The sequence below is a fragment of the Oricola indica genome (genome assembly GCF_019966595.1).
Lineage (GTDB): Bacteria > Pseudomonadota > Alphaproteobacteria > Rhizobiales > Rhizobiaceae > Oricola > Oricola indica.
In genome coordinates, this window is record NZ_JAINFJ010000015.1 from 1 (window position 1) to 17,460 (window position 17,460).

Annotated in this window: 19 protein-coding genes and 2 pseudogenes; 9 read left to right on the forward strand and 12 right to left on the reverse strand. The window is 59.6% G+C overall.

Going from position 1 to position 17,460, the window contains the following annotated elements; translation table 11 throughout:
• On the forward strand, window positions 1–483 hold a 483-nt coding region (locus LC343_RS22430), incomplete at its 5' end, for a LuxR C-terminal-related transcriptional regulator (RefSeq protein ID WP_223479420.1).
• 134 nt (window positions 484–617) lie between these two features.
• Here LC343_RS22430 and LC343_RS22435 read toward each other — a convergent pair.
• From LC343_RS22435 to LC343_RS22445, 3 genes and pseudogenes are all read right to left on the reverse strand, one after another.
• On the reverse strand, window positions 618–944 hold the full coding sequence (locus LC343_RS22435) for a transcriptional repressor TraM (protein WP_223479421.1): 327 nt from the start codon (window positions 942–944) through the stop codon (window positions 618–620).
• A gap of 296 nt (window positions 945–1,240) precedes the next feature.
• On the reverse strand, window positions 1,241–1,378 hold the full coding sequence (locus tag LC343_RS22440) for a hypothetical protein (RefSeq protein WP_223479422.1): 138 nt from the start codon (window positions 1,376–1,378) through the stop codon (window positions 1,241–1,243).
• Between the two features lie 104 nt (window positions 1,379–1,482).
• Window positions 1,483–1,741 (reverse strand): annotated as a pseudogene (locus tag LC343_RS22445) (IS630 family transposase); the annotation flags it as partial.
• On the opposite strand from LC343_RS22445, the pseudogene LC343_RS22450 reads away from it, so the two are divergent.
• Window positions 1,726–1,857: pseudogene (locus LC343_RS22450) on the forward strand (IS3 family transposase); the annotation flags it as partial. The pseudogenes LC343_RS22445 and LC343_RS22450 overlap by 16 nt on opposite strands.
• Before the next feature lie 83 nt (window positions 1,858–1,940).
• On the opposite strand, the gene LC343_RS22455 reads toward LC343_RS22450, so the two are convergent.
• From LC343_RS22455 to LC343_RS22470, 4 genes are read right to left on the reverse strand one after another with little or no spacing between them, the layout of a single operon-like run.
• Window positions 1,941–2,870: an HpcH/HpaI aldolase/citrate lyase family protein gene (locus LC343_RS22455; protein WP_338018602.1), complete on the reverse strand. Its 930-nt coding sequence runs from the start codon at window positions 2,868–2,870 to the stop codon at window positions 1,941–1,943.
• A complete protein-coding gene (locus LC343_RS22460; RefSeq protein ID WP_223479424.1) occupies window positions 2,824–3,864 on the reverse strand; it encodes an MBL fold metallo-hydrolase in 1,041 nt (346 codons plus the stop codon). The genes LC343_RS22455 and LC343_RS22460 overlap by 47 nt, the downstream gene beginning before the upstream one ends.
• Window positions 3,865–3,881: 17 nt before the next feature.
• Window positions 3,882–4,931 carry a MaoC family dehydratase gene (locus LC343_RS22465; protein ID WP_223479425.1) on the reverse strand — a complete coding sequence of 350 codons (1,050 nt, stop codon included), beginning with the start codon at window positions 4,929–4,931 and terminating at the stop codon, window positions 3,882–3,884.
• A 2-nt stretch (window positions 4,932–4,933) separates the two neighbouring features.
• A complete protein-coding gene (locus tag LC343_RS22470; protein ID WP_223479426.1) occupies window positions 4,934–5,863 on the reverse strand; it encodes an HpcH/HpaI aldolase/citrate lyase family protein in 930 nt (309 codons plus the stop codon).
• 164 nt (window positions 5,864–6,027) lie between these two features.
• On the opposite strand from LC343_RS22470, the gene LC343_RS22475 reads away from it, so the two are divergent.
• The 6 genes from LC343_RS22475 to LC343_RS22500 all read left to right on the forward strand — a co-directional run bounded on the left by LC343_RS22475 (window position 6,028) and on the right by LC343_RS22500 (window position 11,811).
• Complete coding sequence (locus LC343_RS22475) at window positions 6,028–6,813, forward strand: enoyl-CoA hydratase-related protein (protein WP_428982645.1); 786 nt, start codon at window positions 6,028–6,030, stop codon at window positions 6,811–6,813.
• Between the two features lie 163 nt (window positions 6,814–6,976).
• Window positions 6,977–7,756, forward strand: a complete 780-nt coding sequence (locus tag LC343_RS22480) for an ABC transporter ATP-binding protein (RefSeq protein ID WP_223479428.1) — start codon at window positions 6,977–6,979, stop codon at window positions 7,754–7,756.
• A gap of 10 nt (window positions 7,757–7,766) precedes the next feature.
• The gene (locus LC343_RS22485; RefSeq protein WP_223479429.1) at window positions 7,767–8,648 is read left to right on the forward strand and encodes a branched-chain amino acid ABC transporter permease; all 882 of its coding nucleotides are present in this window, start codon (window positions 7,767–7,769) and stop codon (window positions 8,646–8,648) included.
• Entirely contained in the window at window positions 8,648–9,688 is a 1,041-nt protein-coding gene (locus LC343_RS22490) for a branched-chain amino acid ABC transporter permease (RefSeq protein ID WP_223479430.1), read from the forward strand. The genes LC343_RS22485 and LC343_RS22490 overlap by 1 nt, the downstream gene beginning before the upstream one ends.
• A gap of 72 nt (window positions 9,689–9,760) precedes the next feature.
• Window positions 9,761–10,960 carry an ABC transporter substrate-binding protein gene (locus LC343_RS22495; RefSeq protein ID WP_223479431.1) on the forward strand — a complete coding sequence of 400 codons (1,200 nt, stop codon included), beginning with the start codon at window positions 9,761–9,763 and terminating at the stop codon, window positions 10,958–10,960.
• A gap of 110 nt (window positions 10,961–11,070) precedes the next feature.
• On the forward strand, window positions 11,071–11,811 hold the full coding sequence (locus LC343_RS22500) for an ABC transporter ATP-binding protein (protein WP_223479432.1): 741 nt from the start codon (window positions 11,071–11,073) through the stop codon (window positions 11,809–11,811).
• Between the two features lie 126 nt (window positions 11,812–11,937).
• On the opposite strand, the gene LC343_RS22505 is transcribed toward LC343_RS22500, so the two are convergent.
• The 5 genes from LC343_RS22505 to LC343_RS22525 are packed head-to-tail and all read right to left on the reverse strand — an operon-like array spanning window position 11,938 to window position 16,642.
• The gene (locus LC343_RS22505; RefSeq protein WP_223479433.1) at window positions 11,938–12,672 is read right to left on the reverse strand and encodes an SDR family NAD(P)-dependent oxidoreductase; all 735 of its coding nucleotides are present in this window, start codon (window positions 12,670–12,672) and stop codon (window positions 11,938–11,940) included.
• A 12-nt stretch (window positions 12,673–12,684) separates the two neighbouring features.
• Window positions 12,685–13,470 (reverse strand): SDR family NAD(P)-dependent oxidoreductase, encoded by a 786-nt coding sequence (locus LC343_RS22510; protein WP_223479434.1) that lies wholly within the window; start codon window positions 13,468–13,470, stop codon window positions 12,685–12,687.
• A gap of 12 nt (window positions 13,471–13,482) precedes the next feature.
• Window positions 13,483–14,268 carry an SDR family NAD(P)-dependent oxidoreductase gene (locus tag LC343_RS22515; protein ID WP_223479435.1) on the reverse strand — a complete coding sequence of 262 codons (786 nt, stop codon included), beginning with the start codon at window positions 14,266–14,268 and terminating at the stop codon, window positions 13,483–13,485.
• A gap of 25 nt (window positions 14,269–14,293) precedes the next feature.
• Window positions 14,294–15,850 carry a long-chain-fatty-acid--CoA ligase gene (locus tag LC343_RS22520; RefSeq protein WP_223479436.1) on the reverse strand — a complete coding sequence of 519 codons (1,557 nt, stop codon included), beginning with the start codon at window positions 15,848–15,850 and terminating at the stop codon, window positions 14,294–14,296.
• A gap of 12 nt (window positions 15,851–15,862) precedes the next feature.
• Window positions 15,863–16,642, reverse strand: coding sequence for an enoyl-CoA hydratase/isomerase family protein (locus LC343_RS22525; RefSeq protein WP_223479437.1), 780 nt, complete (start codon window positions 16,640–16,642; stop codon window positions 15,863–15,865).
• Between the two features lie 160 nt (window positions 16,643–16,802).
• Here LC343_RS22525 and LC343_RS22530 point away from each other — a divergent pair, with 160 nt between their 5' ends.
• Window positions 16,803–17,435 (forward strand): TetR/AcrR family transcriptional regulator, encoded by a 633-nt coding sequence (locus tag LC343_RS22530; protein WP_223479438.1) that lies wholly within the window; start codon window positions 16,803–16,805, stop codon window positions 17,433–17,435.
• Window positions 17,436–17,460: the final 25 nt, after the last annotated feature.

A 17,460-nucleotide genomic window follows, 5' to 3' on the forward strand; every position in this document is an offset into this window, starting at 1 on the left:
CGCGCAAAACATGGCCCCCCGGTCTTCACATGGTCCGCGTCGGAAGCAAAGCGCATGGGGCGGCGCGATGTCTCGCAGATGTTTGCGGCTGCGGCAGAGTTCGGCATTCGGTCCGGTCTCTCAATATCGGTGCCTGTTGGCTTCAAGAATCGGATGATTTTTACTTTGGTTACTGACCGTGCGGACCCACTCGACGCGCGGAAGGTAGATCCTGTGACCGCGGCAGTTTGCGTTGCCTTTGTTCACGCGCGGCTCGCCGGCGCAAACCAGGATGTGTCTCTAGCAACCGATATTCGTCTTTCGCCAAGAGAGGCAGAATGCCTTAGATGGTTTGCGGAAGGCGTGACAATGCCCGATATCGCGCTGTCTGTGGGCGTCTCCTATTCTTCAGTGCGCTCATATCTCGATGCGGCAACGCAGAAACTCGGAGCTGCCAATACCCGCCAGGCCGCGTCCATGGCAATACGTATTGGACTTATTTGAGAAGGACGATCCGGAACGGAATAAAGTCAGAATCGGACGATGGAAGTGTCGCATCCTAACTGGCCGAACTGTCGCATTACTAAATGGCTGCTATAAGCGCATATCGCATAAGTTTCGTTATGGAACTAAAACGGTCAGTGAAGCCCGGAGTCCGCCGGCACCTCCGGCACATGGCCCAGAATATCGACGACAATCCGCACCAGTTCGTGATGAAGCTTCAATTCGAGCAACGCCAGACGGTAGCTGTGCCTCAGATCCCCGTTCTCGCAACCTGCCGAATCCTGCTCTTCAAGCCGCTCGAACAGCGATTGAGCACAATCGACAAGCCGGCGGTTCTTGACGATGATATCAACCGCAAGGCGCGCAAGTTCGTCAGTTGTCAACTCTTCGAGGATGACACGGACCAGCCGGTCATTGATCTGACCGGGCTGAAAACTACTGATCGACGCTCGGTTCGGCATTCACGTCCCGCGGCTTGAGCCGCGGTGCGCCCCCGCGACAAGATAAGATCTCGACCCCAAGCCGGGGGTTGGAAAACCGTCTTCGACGGTCCCTGCGACCTTTAGCACCGGGGCGCCTGGACATGCGTCACAGGCCCCCGGCCGAAAGCCGAAGGATCTTGGTACCGATACGGTCGGCACCAATCCGCGAAGATGGGGTTTCCACGCCCCGGGGCGGCGCGTACCGCCCCGGGGCCTTACTATTCCATCCGGCCGCCGCATACCAGCCATGCGAACCGAATTGCAACATCATCGTGTCAAGCGACGTGCCGATCCGCCAATACGTCTTCCGTTTGCCATGACGGGCCGGCAAGGACAGTAGAAGGAAGATCGCCGACGGCGCCAAGCCGGCTGCGCAACGTATCCGTCATCTCGAAGACGCCGGCATAGGTCATGGTTTTGCCGATCCGTGTCGGCGTCCCGATGACCTCATAGGGACAGTCCGCGGCCCGGAGGATCCGCGCGATGCGGGCATCTAATATCTAGACGATATGGTCAATGCCCGCCGTTTTGGCAGACCTCGACGATGCCGCGGAGCAGCGAAGAGCTTTTTTGAACCGCAGACCCTCGCGCCGCAGGAAACGCCACACTGTGTCGTGCGATACCGTCACCCCGCGCGCCGCCAATTCCGCCTTCGGCCCGTGCAGCGACAGGTGCGGCGTCTCGCGTAGACGCTCCACAATGAAGTCGCGATACGGCTCCAGAACACGTTTGCGGTGGTCGCCTATCCTGCCGGGCTCGACAGACCCGCGCCGCCGCCGAATTGGCCCTTGCCCGATACATCGACGGCTTCTACACTCCACGTCGGCGACATTCCGCTCTAGGATACAAATCGCCGGCATTGTTCGAGGCCGATATGACCATCTCAGAGTGAAAGCCTCTCCACTAAATCCGGGCAAGTCCAATTACTCGCCCTAAACGATCGGAGGCTCATCGGGAGGATACTTCCCCGGCCGGTCAGGAGCAGGAAACTTCTACTTTCGCGAGCAACTTGCGCGCGGCCTCGGCATGAAGCCGCTCGATCATCCGACCGTTGAACGAGACCACGCCCTTGTCGGCGTTTTCCGGTTGATCGAAGAAGGAGACAATGGTTCTTGCCTCTTCAATTGCGGCCGATGACGGCGAGAACGCCGTGTTAGCCGGCTCGATCTGACCCGGATGGATCAGGGTCTTGCCATCAAAGCCGAGTAACACACCTTCGCCGCATTCGGCGGCAAAACCATCGGTATCACGGAAATCATTATAAACGCCATCCAGCACGTCGATATCGAACGCGCGGGCATGAATAACAAGCGAAGCCAGCCAATGGATGATGGTCGCACGGCCCTCGGGAAGCGGCAGCGACATCTCCTTGGCAATATCGTTGGTACCCGCGACCATGCAATCGAGACGGATCGCGCTGTCGGATCCGCACCTGGCAATATCGCCGATGTTGACGAAGGCAAGCGGCGTCTCGATCATCGCCCAGAGCGGCGTGCCGGTTGCACCGGCGTCATCGACCACGCGCCGCGCCTCGGTGAGCATGGCAGCGGTCTCCACCTTGGGCAGAAGAATTGCATCGGGCCCGGCCTCGGCGGCGGCTGCGATATCGCCCCGACCCCATTCGCTCGACAGCGAATTGACGCGAATGACCCGTTCGCGGCCGTTGGCCTCGGTGGATTTCAAATGTTCTACGATAGCCGCGCGCGCGCCTGACTTGGCGTCCGGGGCGACCGCGTCCTCCAGATCAAAAATGACGGAATCGCAAGCAAGCTGACCTGTTTTGGCCATCGCCTTTCCATTGGAACCGGGCACGTAGAGAACGGATCGGCGCGCCCTTGGCTGTCTTGTGCTCATTGTCTCACGCTTTTGTCTTATATCGGGAAATGCCCGGCTCGCCGGAAACATCGGCAACAACGCCAAGATGAACGAGATGGTTGATATGCGCGAGCGTCTCGCCAAGCGCGAAACCGATATTTGCCACCCCCTCGATCTTCGGGAACATTTTCTTCGAGAGTTCCAGCCCCGTGGAAGGCTCGGCCAGAAATTTCGCCGTGGCCTCCAGACGCTCCCGATGATGCTCGCCGAGTTGCGCGATCCGCTCCCTGATCCCGATATAGGGCGAACCGTGTGACGGCAGGATCAGCGTACCGTCCGCTACGCCGTCGAATTGCGCAAAGGAAGAGAGATAATCGCCAAGCGGATCGGCTTTCGGCAGCATTTCATAGACGGCAATGACCGGAGAAATCTTGGGCAGAAGGTGGTCGCCTGCAATCAGAATGCCGGAGTCCGGGTCGTAAAACGATGCATGTTCATGCGCATGACCGCCGGTCACGATCACCTGCCACTCACGCGAACCGAGCCGGATCCTGTCGCCGTCGCGGATTTCCGTCAGAAAGCCCGGAAGCGGCGTTGCCAGATCCATGAATTCGGCGCGGTTGCGAACCAGTTCCTCCGCATCCGCCGGCGCAAACCCGTTGCGCAGCAGATATGCGCGGTGAGCGCTATCCGAACGCGGCACATCATGCGTGTGGCTGATGCGAGCCCACATCCATTCTGTGAAGGTCCCGACGAAATCGCTGTCGAACCGCTCGACCATCCAGCCCGTCAGACCGATGTGATCAACATGCCCATGCGTGGCGACGACGCGCGTCACCTTGCGCCCGCCCATCGGACCGGCAAACAGACCGTCCCACAGCCGGTAGATCTCCGGTGTCGCACATCCGGTATCGATCACGGTCCAGCCATCGTCTTCCTCGATAAGCCAGACATTGACGTGGTTCAGCCGGAACGGCAGCGGAATCCGCGCCCACAGGATGCCCGGCGCGACTTCCGTCACCTCACCGGGCGATGGCGGCTTGCCCCAGGGATATTCGAGTGGTGTGGATTGCCCCCCAGACATCCCGCTTGCGGTACCGTTCACGCGCGGCATGGGATCAAGAGCCAATAATCGAGTTCAAGGAGAAGGTTGTCCTTCGGCATTTCCCCCGTCTGCGCGAATGAAGCGCAGGAAACATCCTTCGTGGCATATGTGCGCACGCGCAAGGCACCAACATCGGAGCGGCCGGCAACCGGGCTGCGGTCCACAATCTCGCTGGCGCAATAGACCGTGTCGCCCGCTGCCGCCGGATTGACATGGCGCCCCCCATTGATGGCGGCGACGAACGCGCCATTGCCCAGGCCGTTGAACGAAAGCGAACGGGCAAGCGAGATGACATGCCCGCCATAGACGATCCGCCGTCCGAATCGGCTGTCACGCTGGAGCACATTGTCGAAATGGCCCTTGGCCGTGTTTTGATAAAGGCGCGTCGCGATCTGGTGCTCGGCCTCCTCGATGGTCATGCCATCAATGTGGTCGATCCGCTCGCCAACCGCATAGTCCTCGAAGAAATACGGACTGCCCGCCACGGCTTGGTCATAGGCTGAGAAATCGAGACCGTCAGGCACTGTCAGCGTTTCGCCGGCAACCTCCGTAGCGGTCTCCGGCGTTACGGGATCGGGTGCCGGAGCCGAGTGATCGCGCTTGTTGACCATGACCCAGCGAATGAAGCTCAGCACGGTTGCCCCGTGCTGGTTGATGCCGGTGGATCGGACATAAACAATGCCGGTCTTGCCGCTGGAGTTCTCGCGAAGACCGATCACCTCTGACTTTGCGGTAAAGCTGTCGCCCGGCATTGCCTGTTCGAGAAACCGGCATTCGGCATAACCGAGATTGGCGACCGCATTGAGTGAGATATCCGGCACGGTCTTGCCGAAAATCACATGGAACAGCAGCAGATTGTCGATCGGCGCGCGGCTCAATCCGACCGACTGCGCGAAGGCATCCGACGACTGCACCGGAAACCGCATTCCGTAAAGCGCCGAATAAAGCGAGACGTCACCGGTCGTAATCGTACGCGGCACGGCGTGGACGATCTCCTGACCAAGCCGGAAATCCTCAAAGAAATTGCCTGAGGTGGACTTGGCCATGCTCAAAGCCCTTCGCTCGGCTTGATGCCAGCCAGTTCGGCCTGGTCGATAACCTTCTGCACGAGACGGACGGTGGCGACATCGACCATCTGACCGTCAACCTGGATCGCGCCAAGGCCCTGTTCCTGCGCCTCACGATAGGCGGCAACAGCCTCGTAGGCCTTGTCGACCTCTTCCTGCGACGGGCTGAAAACCTCCTGTGCGATGGCGACCTGGCTCGGATGAATGGCCCATTTGCCCACGGCGCCAAGCTGCTTGGCGCGTACGCATTCGGTACGGAACCAGTCTCCATCGCGGAAATTGACGAAGGGTCCGTCAACCGCATCCAACCCGTATGTCCGCGCCGCGACAATCATCTTGAAGCGCGCGTAATGCCAGATATCGCCCGGATAGCCGGAATCGCCAGCAATCGCGCGGGTATCGATGCCTTGCGATGCGGAGTAGTCGCCCATGCCGAAGATCAGCGCTTCGATACGGTCCGACGCACCGGCAATCTCATCGACGCGCATCATCGCTTCGGCTTCCTCGATCAGAAGCTCGATACCGATGCGTCGGGTAATGCCAAGCTTCATTTCGATCTGCGTCAGGAGGCGGTCGACAAAGCGCACGTCGCAGGCGTTACGAACTTTCGGCACAAGGATCGTGTCGATCTTGTCACCTGCCCCTTCGACAACCGTAATGATGTCCTCATAGGCGTAATGCGTATCGAGATCATTGATACGGACACAGCGTATCGTCGAGCCGAAATCCAGCGTGTTCAGTGCGTTGACGATCTGGCCGCGCGCTTCAACCTTGGCGTTCGGCGCAACAGCATCCTCCAGGTCGAGAAAGACGTGATCCACGCCAAGCGACGCCGCTTTCGTCATCATCTTGTCGCTCGAACCGGGAACCGCCAACTGGCACCGGCGCAATCGTTTCGGCTGCTTCGACATTCTTTGCTCCTCCACAATGACGAGCTTTGCTCGTCCTGACCCGCCCCCGCAATGGGCCGCTGCCAGTCCACAAATCAGACTTTGACAGCGCGGGATCGTTGTCGTTAAATCTAACTACCGTTCGATTTTAAGTTCGTAAACCCCTTTGGCGTTTTGCCACCATCATGAAAGGCAGCCATATGGCCTTGGTGCTTCTTGAACGTCCCGCCCCGCATGTCGCGCTTCTTCGTCTCAACCGGACGGAAGCGCGCAATGCCCTGAGCCCGGAACTTCGGGTGGAGCTTCGAGACCATTTTCTTACCTTGTCGGATGACCGCGATTGCAGGGCGATCGTCATCACCGGGAACGAAAAGGCTTTTGCCGCCGGTGCCGATATAAAGGCCATGGCCGACATCTCGCCAGCCGAGATCATGGCGCAAGACGACGAAACCAACTGGGCCGCGATCCGGCACTGCCGCAAACCCATCATAGCTGCGGTACAAGGTTACGCACTCGGAGGCGGTTGCGAACTGGCGATGTGTTGCGACCTGATCGTCGCAGGCGAAAGCGCCCGATTCGGTCAGCCAGAGGTGAAACTGGGCATCATGCCCGGTGCCGGCGGTACGCAACGCCTTGTCCGGGCCATCGGCAAGCATCGCGCCATGCGGCTGCTACTGACTGGAGCCATGATGGATGCCGACGAGGCCTTTTCCGCAGGATTGATTACCAAGGTCGTCCCTGACGAGCAGGTTGTTTCGGACGCCATTTCCATTGCCGCGGAGATCGCGGAAATGCCGCCGCTTGCTGTTTCAGAGATCAAGCAGGTGGTTCTTGCCGGCGTCGACGCGCCACTCGATACAGCCATCATGCTGGAGCGCCGAGCCGCCTATATGCTCTTCGGAACCGAGGACAAAAAGGAGGCCATGACGGCCTTTATTGAGAAAAGAACCCCCAACTTTTCAGGGCGTTAGTCAAATCACCGGTGAAACTCGTCAGCGGATGATGACAAATTTTCGAACAGGTGTTAGAGTTTTGAAATCCCAGCACCGGCAAGGTGCGGGATACGGGAGGAAAAGATGAAGACTTGCAAGAATATGCTCCACCGCATGCCGGCACTGGGTCAAGCAGGCTGACATGCTGGACATCGAGGACATTCAGCTCTCCTTCGGCGGAGTGAAGGCCCTTTCGGGCGTCACGGTCAACGCCGAGACCGGCATGATCACATCCGTGATCGGACCGAACGGCGCAGGCAAGACGAGTCTTTTCAACGTCATTTCGGGTTTTTATCGTCCCCAGAAGGGCCGCGTGACGCTGGCCGGCGAGGATATCTCGTCGCTGAAGCCGCATCAGCGCGCCTATCGCGGCATGGCCCGCACGTTTCAGAATATCGCCCTGTTCCATGGCATGACCGTCGCCGACAACATCAAGCTCGGCGCACACACACACCTCAAGAGCGGCATCCTGTCGGCTGGCCTGCGCCTGCCCTCCACCCGCAACGAGGAAGCCAACCTGGACAAGGAAGCCGACGAAATCATTGACCTGCTTGAACTCGACAAGGTCCGCAACGATCAGGTCGAGGACCTCGCCTACGGGCTTCAAAAGCGCGTCGAGATGGCCCGTGCGCTCATCATGCGCCCGAAAATCCTTCTGCTCGACGAGCCGGTGGCGGGCATGAACCGCGAGGAAAAAAGCGAAATGAGCCGCTTTGTCCTGCGGGTCAAGAATGACCTCAACACCACGGTTCTGCTAATCGAGCACGACATGAGCATGGTCATGGGCATCTCCGACGCGATCGTCGTGTTGTCGTTCGGACAACCAATCGCGTCGGGCACGCCCGACGAAGTCCGCAATAATCCCGACGTCATCAAGGCCTATCTCGGCTCTGTCGACGAAACCACGCAGAACGCGGCTTGAGGAGGACACGGTGAGCCCACTTCAGTTGTTCATCGAATACTCGATCGTCGGCATCGCGGCGGGCGGCATCTATGCCCTCATCGCGCTCGGCATCATCGTTATCTTCAAGGCATCGCATACCTTCAACTTCGCCATGGGCGAGATGATGATGTTGTCGGCCTATTTCTTTTATGCCGCCTCTGTAACTTTCGCGCTTGGCCCCGCCCTCGGCCTGATCGTCGCCATGATCGGTTCGATCATCGTTGCATTGATCATTGAGCGCGTCGCAATCCGCCCCATGCTTGGCCGCCCCTTCATCGCCGTTGTCATGGTCACATTCGGCATCGGCTCGATTCTGCGCGGCATCGTCGGCATGGTCTGGGGGCCGAACGAGGTCCAGATTCCGTCCATCCTGTCACGCTCACCCATTTTCCTTGGCGACATCTTTGTCCCGGGCAAGACCGCACGCGGCTTCGCCATTGCCGTCATCCTCGTCGTCGCCCTGATCGCGTATTTGCGCTTCTCACGCGCTGGCGTGGCATTGCGCGCAGCAGCCGAAAGCGCCACCACCGCCTATTCGATGGGTATCAACGTGCGCAATGTCGTCGCTTTCGCCTGGGTTATCGCCGCCATTACCGGCTGCATCAGCGGCGTCTTGATGGCCAACATCAATACACTAACCCCGCATCTCGGACTGGTCGCGCTCAATGTGCTGTCCGTTGTCATTCTCGGCGGCTTGAGTTCGATCAGCGGAGTTCTCGTGGCCGGGCTGATCATTGGCTGGCTTGAGGCGATCACCGGCCTCTATCTGCCGACCGAATTCCGCGAAATCACGCCATATGTGCTCGTTCTGATCGTACTCCTCGTCCGGCCGACCGGCCTGTTCGGCGCCAAGGAGGTCGAGAGAATCTGATGAGCAGTGCAATCGACCAGTCGTCCATCATGCCCGCCAAGAAAGCCAGTTACGTGACAGACAACCGCCTGTGGCTCGTTATCTTCATTGTCGCCCTCGCCGGATTGCCCTTTGCGCTGCCCGGTTACTGGATCTTTTTCGCCGGCCTGCTCGGCATCAACATCATCGCGTCCCACGGCCTGAACATCATGATGGGTTATACAGGTCTGTTGTCGCTCGGACATGGAGCGTTCGTCGGCGTCGGCGCATATACGGTTGCGATTCTCCAGACAAATTTCGACTTGCCGTTCTGGATCACCATTCCGCTGGCGGGCATCATCGCCACGGTAATCGGTATCGCTTTCGGCCTGCCGTCGCTGCGCATTCGCGGACTTTACCTGGTCATCGCCACGCTTGCCGCCCAGTTCATCCTCTACTTCATTTTCGTGCACTGGGAATCGGTAACAAACAGCGATGTCGGCCTGTCCGTCGCTCCGGCTGAAATCTTCGGCTACCAGTTCAACACCGAGACCCGGATCTACTATTTCATCCTGGCTTTCGTGATCGCCTCGACGATATTTGCGCGCAACGTCATCCGGTCGCGTGTCGGACGCGCCTTCATCGCCATTCGCGAACGCGACCTCACTGCACAGGTCCTCGGCGTCGAGATCGTCTGGTACAAGCTGCTGTCTTTCGGGCTCGGCTCTTTCTATGCCGGCATTGCGGGCGCGCTGCTCGCCTATTTCAACCGCTTTGTGAATCCCGAGCAATTCGAGCTCATGCTTTCGGTCTTTTTCCTGTCGGCGGTCATCGTCGGCGGAATGGGATCGATCCTCGGAGCAATACTTGGCGCTGTCTTTGTCACGCTCCTGCCGGAATTTCTCAGGGAGGCCTCGCTGCTTGCCGCCCATGGTCTCGGCATCGACCTTTCGTCCATCCTGACGCCCCTGCGCGAAACCATTTTCGGGCTCATCATAGTTGGCTTCCTGATCCTCGAACCGCGCGGCCTTGCCCATCTGTGGCAAAGAGCGCGCCGAAAATTCTCGCGTGCACGCGCGTGAAGAATCCTTGCCGAGCGGAGGCTGGCAAGAAACTTGGCCGCGATCGATCGATCGCAGATTGTGGAGGAAGTAATGCTCAAAAGACGTACATTTCTGAAGGCGGCAGGTACCGCAACAGCACTTAGCTCGATCGGGTTCCCCCGCCTTGCCAACGCGCAGTCGGACAACCTGAACTGGTTCGTCAACTCCGACCTGTCCGGGCCGGCAGCCTATTCCAGCGCGGCGGAAGCCGAAGGCATTCAGGATTTCGTTGACTGGATCAACGCCTCCGGTGGCGTCGGTGGCCGCCAGATCAGCCTGACCGTGAAGGACACCGGCTTCAAGCCTGCCGTCAGCGTCGCCAACTTCAACCAGGCCGTCGCCGCCGGCCGGCTGGACTACGTCTATGCCGACAGCACGGGCATGGTTCAGGCCGTTTCTCCCGAGAACAACACCACGCACAAGATCTTCATGGGCGGCGGCTCCCATGCGTCTGAACTGGCCGATCCGGGAAACTACCCCTACTACATCGTCAACGGAGCGACCTATCGCCAGCAGATGGTTGCGCTGGTCCAGCACGTCGCCGACACGCAGGGAAACGATGCAAAACTGGCAATCGTTCACTCCAGCATTTCGTTCGGGCGTGACGGAGTCGACGCTGCCGTGGCTGCAGCGGAAGAACTCGGCGTCGAGGTTGTTCTGGTCCAGCAGACCAGTTTCATTGAAACGGACGTCAGTGCCTTTGCGCTCGCCATCCGCCAGGCTCAGCCCACTCACGTGATCTTCCATGGTTATGCCATGGCTGTCTGGCCCGAGATCGTGCGCCTCGTACGCGACTACGGCATGGATGACGTGGTCTTTATGGGCACGCTTTGGCAGAACGAACGCGAAAAGATCATGGAACTCGGCGATATCGCCGATGGCCTGATCGGCGTTGCCGTCGTCAACATCCGGACCGAGGGTGCCGAAGGCGAGATGCTCAAGGTCATCGACGGCATCCAGCGGGAAAAAGACCCGAACTACACAGGCTATCTGAAGATCGGCTATGTCGACGGCTGGCTCGACGCGATGCTGGCGGCCAAGGCCACCGAAATGGTCATGGAGGCCGGTGAGGAGGTCAATGGCGACAATCTCATCAAGGCCGTGACCTCGCTTAAGGATTGGGACACGGGCGGCATCATTGAAACACCCGTGACCTTCAAGAACAATGCGATCGGCCTGGTTCGCGTGTTCGAGTGGAAGAAGGACGGCTGGGTGCCGGAACCCGTCTCCGACTGGATGCTGATGGACTAAACCGTTCCCTGTTTCTCCGGAAACCGGACAACGGCGTAACCCATTGAATTAAAAGCGCATTCTGGCTTTGCCATATCGGCGAAGCCGGAATTGCTCCAGGAAGCAACGCCATGCTTGAAATCAAGAATCTGGAAGTCGTTTATCAGGGAGTCATTCAAGCTCTCGCCGATATCAGCCTCAGCGTGCCCGAAGGCAAGATTGTGACCCTTCTGGGCGCAAACGGCGCCGGCAAGACAACGACGCTGAAGGCGATCTCCAATTTTCTGCCGCTCGAGCATGGCCGCGTCACCCAAGGATCGATCACGATCGGCGGGAAGAACATGATCAAGGCTCCGCCGCACGAAATCGTGCGGCGGGGTGTCTTCCACGTCCGGGAAGGCCGCCACGTCTTCTCCGCCCTGACCGTGGAGGAAAATCTGGTTGCCGCGACATTTGCCCATCGCGGGAAACGGTCGCGCAAGGACGCCTACGAGGAAGTCTATTCCTACTTCCCTATCCTGTCGCAACGCCGGAACCAGCACGCAGGCTACCTGTCTGGCGGCGAGCAGCAGATGCTGGCCATCGGCCGCGCGCTGGTTGCCGATCCGGATCTTATCCTGCTCGACGAACCGTCACTGGGCCTCGCACCACTGATCGTGGCCGACATTTTCGAGATCATCGCCCGCATCAATCGCGAGAAGAAGGTCTCGATGCTGCTCGTTGAGCAGAATGCGGTCATCGCGCTGAAATACGCGTCTTATGGCTACGTGCTGGAAAACGGCAGAACCGTTCTGGAAGGTACGACCGAAGACCTTTCGGCCAACGAGGACATTCAGAAATACTATCTGGGCGTCGATACGGAAGCCGCCTGACCAATATCACTGCGCACCTCCCAAGCGCATAAGAAAGGGGCCATGCCAAAACGGCAAGGGCCCCTTTTTTCATGCCATCGCAGGGCGTCGGGCTTCCTTTATGCGTCCATATGGACCCACGGCAATTTAATAAAGCGTGATGCCCATCGAACGACCGCCATCAAGCGCCAAAATCTGACCAGTGACGTTCTTCGTGCGCGGGCTCGCGAAGAAGGCGATGCCATTGGCGATATCTTCCGGCTGGCCGATTTCCTTTGTCGGCTGCTTGGCAATCAGCTCCTGCTGCCGCTCCGGCGTCAAAGAACGGAACATCTCGGTTTCGATCAGGCCCGGCGCGACGCTGTTGACCAGAATCCCCCGTCCCGCCAGATCGATGGCCATGGCGCGTGTCAGGCCGATGGAACCAGCTTTCGACGTGATGTAGGGCGCATGCGCATAACCGGCGAGATAGGCCCGAGACGCCACATTGATGATGCGCGCGCCGCGCTCCATCTGTTTTGCCGCCTCCTGTGCCATGACGAAAGAGCCGATGACATTGACCTCGTACATCTTGCGGAAGTCGTCCTCGGTCACCTCGTCGAACTTACCGTCCCAGAAAATCGCCGCGTTGTTGACCAGCACGTCGATACGGGGAAACGACGACGTCAGGGCTGCGACAGCAGCGCGGTCCGTCACCGACAAAACATGATGCTCGACCGAGTTGCTTGCAGCCCGCAGCTCGTCCGCATTGGCGGTGAGCGGATCCGGGTTCACATCGAGCATGACGACATGAAAACCGTCTTCCAGCAGTCTCTTCGTCGTTGCCAGACCGATCCCACGCCCTGCCCCGGTAACGAGAGCGACTTCCTTTTCACTTGTCATTTCCACTAACTCCTAAGCCGCATCCACAGGCAGCATGAAAGTTTCGGTCAGGCCGCCATCCACGACGAGGACGTGGCCGTTCATGTAGCTCGATGCCTTCGACACCATGAAGGCGACGACACCACCGGCCTCTTCAGGATCACCCCAGCGGCCAAGCGGAATGCGGCTCGACACGCCTTTCTCATATCCCGGCCGTGCCAGGATCGTGGTGTTGATCTCCGTCAGGAAATAGCCGGGCGCCATCATGTTGACGGTCACGCCCCTCCCGCCAAGTTCGGCAGCCATGGCCCGCGTCATGCCGGCAAGACCATGCTTGCTCGACACATAGGCGGTAACGTTCTCCCGCCCCACGACGGCAAGCGCCGAGCCGATATTGACGATGCGGCCATAACCCTTCTCGGTCATATGGCGCGCCGCCTCCCGGCAGAGCAGATAGGGCGCGCGCACATTGGTCCCCATCACCCGGTCCCAGGTCGCCGTCGTCGCTTCGGCGAGCGGCTCCCAGGCGTTAATACCGGCATTGTTGACGAGGATATCGAGGCGTCCCTCCGCCTCGGCGATTTCGTTGATTGCAGCAACGCAAGCTTCGCCATCGGACAGGTCGAACGCACGCACATCGATATCGTGCCCTTCGGCGCGCAGCTTTGCCGCCGACTCTTCGAGTTGCTCCTTGCCGCGTGCGGTAATCCAGACCTTGGCACCGGACTCGGCGATGGCCTTGGCCATTTCGTAACCGAGGCCACGCGAGGCGCCCGTCACGATGGCAACCTGCCCTTTGAGCGAAAACCGTTCCGTCATGATCGCCCCTCCCTACGCTGCAAGCTGGAATTTGAAAGAAGACGACACGCCACCATCGACATGCAGCACCTGCCCGTTGACGAATGTCGCGGCATCGGACGCCAGGAAAATCATCGCGCCGACGATCTCCTCCGGCTTGCCCCACCGTTCCATCGGCGTAACGCCGTTAATCGCGTCCATGTAGCCGGGACGCGATTGCAAATTGGCGTTGATCTCGGTCAGGAAATAGCCCGGCGCCACGCAATTGACGGTGATTTCCTCGCGGCCGAGTTCGGATGCGAGCGAGCGGGTCAGCCCGATGATCGCCGACTTCGAGGCGCAGTAAGCATGCAGCTTTGCCCGGCCAAGCGGCCCCAGAACCGAAGCCGTCGTGATGATGCGCCCGCCTCGTCCGCCGGCGCGCATGACGGCGGCGCATTCCTGCGACATGACGAACGTGCCGCGCACATTCGTGTCCATCGTGCGCTGGAAGTCCTCCTCGTCGCTGTCGAGAAGCGGCTGCCAGTTGATGATGCCGGCAATATTGGCGCAGATGTCGATGCGGCCGAGCTCTGCGGCAACATTACGAACGCCAGCGCGGACCGCATCCTCATCGGACAAATCGAGGGCGAGAACGGTTGCCTTGCCGCCCGCTTCCTCGATTTCCTGTTTGGTTTGCTGCAGTTTCTCTTCATCGCGGGCGACGGCAACGACATGCGCGCCGGCCGCGGCCATGCCCTTGGCGACAGGCTTGCCGAGACCACGACTTGCGCCGGTTACCAGTGCGACCTTGCCTTTGAGCGAAAACATCTCAAGCATGAAAACCTCCTCCTTGTTCGTCTTTTCAGCCGTACAGCTTGCGCAGACGAACCTTGTCGATCTTGCCGCTGGGCAGCTTCACGATGTCATCAACGAATGTGACGTGACGTGGCTTCTTGTAGCTGGCGATAAGCGTTCGGCAGTGGGCGATCAGCTCTTCCGCGCTGACATCCCCGCCCGGCTTGCGGACCACGACAGCCATGACCGCCTCACCGTATTTCTCGTCCGGCACGCCGATGACGGCCACTTCCGACACCGCATCGTGAGCAACGACGGCCTCCTCCACCTCGCGCGAGTAGATGTTCTCACCGCCCGAGATGATCATGTCCTTCTTGCGGTCGACCAGATAGAGGTAGCCCTCGTCATCGAGCTTGCCGATATCGCCGGTATGCACCCAGCCGTCGCGCAGCGTCTCGATGGTCGCCGCCGAGTTGTTCCAGTAGCCTTTCATCACGCCGGGGCTGGTCAGCAGGATCTCGCCGACCTCGCCGGTGGGAAGATCCACACCGTGGTCATCGACAATGCGGACATTGACGCGCGGCGATACCTGCCCGACCGATGTCAGGATCTCTCGGTCGCGATCGGTGCCGTCAGGCCGGTGCTGATGCGCCAGCAAGGTCGTACCGATCCCCTCCGTCTGGCCGAACTGGTGCTGAAACACCGGGCCAAGCATCTTCAACCCCTTCTTCAGGACCGGAAGCGGCATCGGCGCAGCGGCATAGACAATCATGCGCAGGCTGGAGAGGTCCGCCGCCTCGACCGACGGCGAATCCAGCAGCATCTGGACCATCGTCGGCGCCATATGCGTGACCGTGATCCGTTCCTTCTCGATGCACTCGACAATCGCCTGCGGATCGAAACCACGCTGCACCACAACGCTGCCGGCGCGCCAATGCTGGGCAAGCTGGATGATCTTCGCGCCGATATGGAACAGCGGCATCATGATGAGCAGCCGGTCTGCCGGCGAATTGCGCTGGTCCGAACCGAGGATTTCGGCGGCGGCGACCTGACCGGCCTGCCCCAGCATGACGCCCTTCGGTCTGCCGGTCGTCCCGGACGTATATATCAGGAAGGCGATATCGTCCGGCAATGGGCGGAAAGGCACTCCGGAACTGTCGCCGGATGCGATGAGATCCTCATAGTCGATCGCAAACTCAAGACCGGGCACGCCCTTCCCGCCAATACAAACGAAATGCTGGACGGAGGTGAGCTGCGGGCGCAGTTCGATAACGGCTTCCGCATATTCGGCATCGAAGATGAAGACCTTCGGCGAACCGTCATTGACGATATAGACCATCTCGGGCACGGCGAGCCGCCAGTTCACTGTGGCGCAGATATAGCCCGATATCTCGCAGGCGCTGTAAACCTCCTGAAACTCCAGAGAGTTCTGACTGAGAATACCGACACGGTCCTGACGGCGCATTCCGAGGCTCAGCAGGCCGCTGGCCAGCTTCGATGCCCTCGTGTGATGCTCGGCATGGGTGACGCGCTTATCGCCCCAGACGAACGCGGTTTCGTCAGGGTTTTTCCAGGCGTTGTTGTCGAGCATATCCGCAAGCGTCTGCGGGACTTTCGTGATCAAGACGGCCCCTCCCTATTCAACGGATGGGTCAAAATTCGGCTTGCGCTTGTCCCGGAAGGCCGCCAGCCCTTCCTGGAAGTCATCGCTTGCAAAGCACAACGGTTGCGCCATGGCTTCGAAGTCGAGAACGGCCTCGGCGTCGCCGCTGTAACGCAGCATCCGCTTGGTCAGCGCAGCGGCATGAGACGGCAACGCGGCCAGTCGGCGCGCCCGCTCCATCGCCTTCTCCTGCACCTGATCGTCTTCGACCACATCATCAGCCAAACCGATGTCACGGGCGTCGACGCCTGTGAAGTTGCGCGCATAAAGCAGCGCCTGACGCGCCTTGGCCATGCCGATGCGCTGAGGCAGCGTGTGCGCAATGGCAAAATCGGGCGCGAGACCAACCTTCGGGAAGGGGAAGCCGAGCGTCGCGTTTTCACTGAGCACGATGGTGTCGCACATCAGCACCAGCCCTGCGCCGGCGCCCATCGCATATCCGCGCACTTCGGCCACCATCGGCTTGTCAGCGGCAAGCAGGACGCGCGCCAGCCTGTGCGCTGAAGTCAACCGCTCGCGGCCGGCTTTCGGGTCGGTCAGCGAGTCCATGCGAGAGAGATCGCCGCCCACGGAGAAGTCCTTCAGGGACGACGTGATGATGATGACGCGGCAAGTGCGGTCCTGCAGCAGAGTTTGGAACGCGAGCAGCAACTCGCCGCGCAACGCCTCCCCCATGCCGTTGCGCGCTTCCGCATGAGACATTACGAGACGCACAATACCGCGCTCATGACGCTCCAGTTCGATAAATTCCATGCGCTCCTCCCACGGTCCATTCTCGAAGTTTCAGACTACACCAATCCAAAACCTAACACTAGTTAGAAAAAACATTTTCATATGGTTGTTCGAAACCATTCCATCGGATCGCCTGACGGCGTAATATGAATCAATAACGGTGAGCCAAATCGGAGGGGACATGGCAAAGAAACTCGCAAAATCGACAATATCGCAAAGGCGAGTTCTGGATGCCGCAGCCAAAATGTTTCGCGACTATGGCTATGCCGGAACTACAATGCGGGCAATTGCGGACGAATCTGATCTGAAAGCTGGCAGCATATACTATCACTACAAGTCGAAAGACGAGTTGATCACTGCCGTTCTCGATCTCGGCATCAATACTGTCATCAACACGGTCCAGGATGCACTGGATGCATTGCCGGAGACAGCGACGGGTCGTGAACGGATTGAAACCGCCGTGCGTGCGCACCTTTCCGCGATTATCGAGAACGGCGATTACACGCTGGCGACGCGCCGCGTTTTCGGGCAGGTTCCCGAGGCGATCCGCCTCAAGAACACCAAGCTGCGCGACAGCTATGGCGCGACTTGGCAGAACATCCTGCGCGACGCCCATGACCGCGGTGAGTTCCAAACCGGCGCCGACCTGACGCTCGCCCGCCTGTTCATCCTCGGCGCACTCAATTGGACCGTCGAATGGTACAAGCCGGGCGGACGCATGATCGACGATGTCGCCCGGGAGTTCACTTCGGTCGTCGTCGACGGCCTTGCTGGCCAACAAGGCAGCTTCGGCCTGAGTGACGTCGGCACCTGACACCTGACCAAGCGATCAATTCGAC

Bases quoted from the DNA above. Each gene is read 5' to 3' on its own strand.
- LC343_RS22455 (WP_338018602.1), bottom strand. From the start codon at position 2,870: ATGTTTCCGGCGAGCCGGGCATTTCCCGATATAAGACAAAAGCGTGAG.
- LC343_RS22495 (WP_223479431.1), top strand. From the start codon at position 9,761: ATGCTCAAAAGACGTACATTTCTGAAGGCGGCAGGTACCGCAACAGCA.
- LC343_RS22480 (WP_223479428.1), top strand. From the start codon at position 6,977: ATGCTGGACATCGAGGACATTCAGCTCTCCTTCGGCGGAGTGAAGGCC.
- LC343_RS22515 (WP_223479435.1), bottom strand. From the start codon at position 14,268: ATGCTTGAGATGTTTTCGCTCAAAGGCAAGGTCGCACTGGTAACCGGC.
- LC343_RS22510 (WP_223479434.1), bottom strand. From the start codon at position 13,470: ATGACGGAACGGTTTTCGCTCAAAGGGCAGGTTGCCATCGTGACGGGC.
- LC343_RS22435 (WP_223479421.1), bottom strand. From the start codon at position 944: ATGCCGAACCGAGCGTCGATCAGTAGTTTTCAGCCCGGTCAGATCAAT.
- LC343_RS22525 (WP_223479437.1), bottom strand. From the start codon at position 16,642: ATGGAATTTATCGAACTGGAGCGTCATGAGCGCGGTATTGTGCGTCTC.
- LC343_RS22530 (WP_223479438.1), top strand. From the start codon at position 16,803: ATGGCAAAGAAACTCGCAAAATCGACAATATCGCAAAGGCGAGTTCTG.
- LC343_RS22490 (WP_223479430.1), top strand. From the start codon at position 8,648: ATGAGCAGTGCAATCGACCAGTCGTCCATCATGCCCGCCAAGAAAGCC.
- LC343_RS22475 (WP_428982645.1), top strand. From the start codon at position 6,028: ATGAAAGGCAGCCATATGGCCTTGGTGCTTCTTGAACGTCCCGCCCCG.
- LC343_RS22440 (WP_223479422.1), bottom strand. From the start codon at position 1,378: ATGACCTATGCCGGCGTCTTCGAGATGACGGATACGTTGCGCAGCCGG.
- LC343_RS22460 (WP_223479424.1), bottom strand. From the start codon at position 3,864: ATGTCTGGGGGGCAATCCACACCACTCGAATATCCCTGGGGCAAGCCG.
- LC343_RS22505 (WP_223479433.1), bottom strand. From the start codon at position 12,672: ATGACAAGTGAAAAGGAAGTCGCTCTCGTTACCGGGGCAGGGCGTGGG.
- LC343_RS22500 (WP_223479432.1), top strand. From the start codon at position 11,071: ATGCTTGAAATCAAGAATCTGGAAGTCGTTTATCAGGGAGTCATTCAA.
- LC343_RS22470 (WP_223479426.1), bottom strand. From the start codon at position 5,863: ATGTCGAAGCAGCCGAAACGATTGCGCCGGTGCCAGTTGGCGGTTCCC.
- LC343_RS22465 (WP_223479425.1), bottom strand. From the start codon at position 4,931: ATGGCCAAGTCCACCTCAGGCAATTTCTTTGAGGATTTCCGGCTTGGT.